Source organism: Pseudoxanthomonas jiangsuensis (assembly GCF_010093185.1).
GTDB classification, from domain to species: domain Bacteria; phylum Pseudomonadota; class Gammaproteobacteria; order Xanthomonadales; family Xanthomonadaceae; genus Pseudoxanthomonas; species Pseudoxanthomonas jiangsuensis.
In genome coordinates, this window is the sequence record NZ_PDWL01000139.1 from 1 (window position 1) to 520 (window position 520).

The window sequence follows — 520 nt, forward strand, 5'->3', positions numbered from 1 at the left end:
CCCTGAAGTCGCCGTGAAGGAACTCCACGCCTGCCAGGGCCGGCATGTCCAGGATATCCAGCGCCACCACCCGGCCGCTGTCGCCCATTGACTTGTGTACCTGTTGCGACCAGCCACCCGGCGCCGCGCCCAGATCGACCACCACCATGCCCGGCTTGAGCAGGCGGTCGCGCTGCAGCAATTCTTCCAGCTTGTAGGCCGCGCGCGAGCGCATGCCCTCGGCCTGGGCCTTCTTCACGTAAGGGTCGGCGAAGTGTTCCTTGAGCCAGCGCTGGCTGCTTTTACTGCGGGAAGGCATTGGCAAAGGGGTCCGAACGGGTCGCCATGATACCCTGAACACCCTTTGCTTCCCTTCGATCCTGCATGTCCATTGTTCTCACCTCCGCCCAGAACCGTTTCCTGCGCGGCCAGGCCCACGACCTCAAAGCCTTGCTGCAGACCGGCGGTAAAGGGGTCACGCCGGCATTTCTGGCAGAACTCGAGGAAGTGCTCGAGCGCCACGAACTGGTCAAGGTGAAGG

Annotated in this window: 2 protein-coding genes; one reads left to right on the forward strand and one right to left on the reverse strand. The window is 63.5% G+C overall.

The genetic code is table 11. The features are described from left to right. Positions 1 to 298: SAM-dependent methyltransferase (locus tag CSC62_RS17685; RefSeq protein ID WP_281353332.1), on the reverse strand; the 298-nt coding region annotated here is incomplete at its 3' end. Positions 299 to 363: 65 nt separating this feature from the next. Between CSC62_RS17685 and CSC62_RS17690 the strand changes: the two genes are divergently transcribed. After that, the coding region (locus CSC62_RS17690; RefSeq protein WP_162407918.1) for a YhbY family RNA-binding protein at positions 364 to 520 on the forward strand (157 nt) is incomplete at its 3' end.